The 3,592-nt window shown below is 38.9% G+C and carries 3 protein-coding genes; 1 reads left to right on the forward strand and 2 read right to left on the reverse strand.

Annotated elements, in window-relative coordinates:
* Positions 1–111: 111 nt before the first annotated feature.
* A complete protein-coding gene (locus A9239_RS13685; RefSeq protein WP_080943677.1) occupies positions 112–1,110 on the forward strand; it encodes an APC family permease in 999 nt (332 codons plus the stop codon).
* Between the two features lie 188 nt (positions 1,111–1,298).
* Here the strand turns inward: A9239_RS13685 and A9239_RS13690 are convergent, their stop codons facing one another.
* The gene (locus tag A9239_RS13690; RefSeq protein ID WP_230669054.1) at positions 1,299–2,570 is read right to left on the reverse strand and encodes an ATP-binding protein; all 1,272 of its coding nucleotides are present in this window, start codon (positions 2,568–2,570) and stop codon (positions 1,299–1,301) included.
* A gap of 357 nt (positions 2,571–2,927) precedes the next feature.
* Positions 2,928–3,125 carry a hypothetical protein gene (locus tag A9239_RS13695; RefSeq protein WP_048119321.1) on the reverse strand — a complete coding sequence of 66 codons (198 nt, stop codon included), beginning with the start codon at positions 3,123–3,125 and terminating at the stop codon, positions 2,928–2,930.
* Positions 3,126–3,592: the final 467 nt, after the last annotated feature.

A 3,592-nucleotide genomic window follows, 5' to 3' on the forward strand; every position in this document is an offset into this window, starting at 1 on the left:
CCTGGTTTGAAAGTGCTATGAAAATTAGAAGAGTGGCAGTGACAGAATACTTAAGGAATCCCCAATACACGTTAAATTAATTCAAATATTTGAAAGTTTGGAAAAAACAATATGCTAGGAGCCAACTGCGTAACTCCTATAAACTCCAAAGGGCTCAAAAACGGAGCAAAACTTGGGTATATTCTAGCTGTGGTATCCCTGTTGCCCCTGGTTGTTATCACCCTTGCTCCATTCTTTACTGGAGACTTCCAACTTACCAATATTACAGGAGCCTGGCTGCCCCAGGACTGGAGCTGGGATCTGAAGCATATCTTAATTATTCTAGGGCTTTTCGCAATGGCCGAATGGAGTGCTGTTGCCTGGGAAAGCGCAGCAATATTTGGGCCAGAGTATAAGAACCCAAATACAGATACACCAAAAGCTCTGCTTGTCTGCGGCCTGATTTGCCTTGTGCTCTATGTGCTTGTCCAGACCTCGGTTATAGGGGCTCTCGGAGTTAAAGGCGTACTTGCAGACCCTATCTCTCCGATGCTTCCCCTTGCAAAACTTTCTTTAGGCCCTATTGGAGGCTCGATTGCGATTCTCATGCTGGTTGCAGCTATGATCCTGATCATCCAGACCGCCTTTTTATCCTCGGCAAGGTCGATATATTCAATGGCAATTGAAGGTAATCTTCCATCTATCTTTGGAAAACTGAACGCTAACGGGAACCCTGTGAATGCGATGATCGCAGATGGTCTCTTTAACATGTGTCTGATCCTTCTTGGAAGTCCGACTGCAATTCTCTCAGCTTCTGCAGTTGGATACATTGTCGCAAATGGGATGAGTCTCTTTGCCTATGTAAAATCGAAAAAGGATCCTGAATTTTCAAAACTGGAAAGACCCTTCAAAGCTCCCCGTGGCTGGACTGAGATAGCTCTTGCAACCGGAATTCTGAACATCCCCTTCTTCCTTATTGGGATAATATATATCAGCACTCTGGAAAGCGGGTGGATTGCCACAGCAGTTGGTTTTGTTGTGCTCCTCCTGTATGTGCCTATATGGAGCCACTTACAGAAAAACGAACTAAAGACTGCAAAGAAGCAAGAAGCCGTTCTTCTAGCGGAGTGAGTTATCCCAGTGTGACACCATTGTGCTTAAAATTTCAGAAGATAGAACCTTTCAGGTTCTTCTTTTTATTAGCTGAAATATATGAGAATTTCATAGAAGGACATGGACGCAAATTTATAATTTTAACATCATATCGCTTCAGGATAGGCTTGATAAATAATAAATAGCAGTGCCCTTCTTTTTGCTCTTCATTTTCTGTATTCCAGCATCCATTTCCACACTGATTTAACCATGATTATTTTTTTTCCATCTTTGCTGTCAGCTATGATGATCTCTTCCTCGTCCATTGTCAGGATAAGCCCTTCTTCAAGGCCGTACTCATCAAGGGCTTCCGTAAGACCCAGAATTTCTCTTTCCCTCACTACAGGGTTTCCGAAGCAAACCGAGACCTGAATTGCCGCCGAAACGTTCTGGCTGTCTTTTTCCTTAGTAACAAAATCACATTCTCTTTTGTTCCGGAAGTAGAATACCTGTTTTTCCCTTCTCAGCAGTTCAAGGAACACAAGGTTCTCAAATCTCAGCCCAAGGCTGTCAGGATAACCGGGATATACTGCTTTGAAAATTCCAGTATCACCTGAATAAATCTTACGGGGAATGTCTTTTTCCTTCCCGCTTTCCTGGAGGTTGTTGTGTTTTGGGACCCTATACAGTAAGAAAATGTCTTCTAGATAGTCCAGATAGGTGTCTACAAGTTCCTCGCTCTCGAGTCCACTAACTTTTTTCAGGGTATCGGAGGAGTATTCCGAAGCCATGTTCGAAATCAGGAATACGGCAATCTTTTTTAACTTCTGGATATCATACCCGGCTGCAGCCCCTTTTTGCAGCTCTTCTTCAAAATATTTTCGGGACAGACTTATATCATTGTTTTTTATTACATCTGGGAAACCACCGTTTTCGAAATACTGGAAAAACATACATAACAGTTCATCACTGCTTGAAGGCGTTAGAAAGTTCGGCTCTGCTATTCTATTACCTTTAATCTGCAGGTATTCCCTAAAAGAGAACGGAAAAAGCCTTAAAATTTTAGATCTTCCTGAAAACCTGGAAGAAAACTCATTTATTAATTTTGATCTCGATGAAGTTAGATAAATTTCTGCTCCCTGCCTGTGAAGCCTGTCAACCCAGTTTTCCCAGCCCTGAAGATTCTGGATTTCATCAAAAAAATAGAAAACTCGTCCTGCTCCGTCTTCAGTTTCTTTTTTACGGATTTCGGCTGCAGTCTCCTCAATAGCCTGTAAATCTCCAGGTCCCAACGCCCGTACCTGACTATCTTCAAAATCAATATAAATTTTTACTCCAACCAGGTTACTGGCAACCTGACTCATGAAGGTGGTTTTACCTGCATGAGTGGGTCCGGAGATGAGTTTAATTTCACTGTCTCCCATGAAACAGCAGGTGAAAATATCTCTGGAGATTAAGTCTGGAGCATTTTGAAAAAAATTATGATGACTGCAGATCATAGATAGGGGCTCTAATGTTTGTCTGTTGTCAAAATTTTGCATGTTATCAAAATAATTTGTGATATGAAATTATATAGTTTTTCTGGCGCTAATAAGTTCTGAACCCACTAATAACCTGAGAACATAAAACTGGAAAATTTACAAAAACAAAGGAGATCTTTGCAGGCTCGTGGACTTAAATTTTTCGTTAGCAGAGAGCTCTTTATATAAACGCCTTCATAATTAAGGTGTCAATTTAATGGGATTAAAAAAAATTAATAGAAACATATAAATAATTGAGCTAGTATAACCCACTTATAAGTAAGAATCAGATCAGCAGGTAAAGATTAGTTTTCTTTTTTAAGTTTTTCTGGAATTTTATTCGTTTTTTGGTTCATAAACTATTTTTGTCTTACCGCAGCGCATACATACGAAATACTTTTCTCTTACATTTGAAGAATAAATATTCAAGCCGCCGCTTCTTTTCCATTTATGCAGACCTATAAGGCATAAAATGTTTTTTCTTTTAGACTTTCCGGAAACCTGATATGGAGCTCTGGAGCTCAATAATTTCACTCCTGCATGATCTTCTGGAATTTAAAACGAATCGAGTATATAAATGGGATAAAAATAGATCTTATCTGATATAGGGATTTTTATCTCTCTGGGCTGACAAAACCTTCCACAACAATAAACCGGTATCGTTTTTAGTGCTCAGAGATGAAACGAATTATAAAAATGTTCATATTTTAGCCCATTTTTCGCAGATGTCTGATAAATTACACTATTTTCCTGATTGTTTTTTCCAAATTTCCATGAAAGAATATGTGTTTTATCCCTAAATTATTTAGCTTTTTAAATTTTTTTATTTTGGTTATATGTTTATAATACAGCTGACCCACTATTTTACTCCAACTTCTAACTTGTTTTATTTTACATGATTATTTCACAATACCAAACCAGAATTGAAACTTGCTTAACGTTTAACTTTTTGCGCCGTTTGCTGTTGTATCGTGTATATTGAACTTTCAAATGGATTTGAA

Origin of the sequence: Methanosarcina sp. A14 (assembly GCF_001729375.1) — an archaeon.
In the GTDB taxonomy this organism is placed as follows: domain Archaea; phylum Halobacteriota; class Methanosarcinia; order Methanosarcinales; family Methanosarcinaceae; genus Methanosarcina; species Methanosarcina barkeri.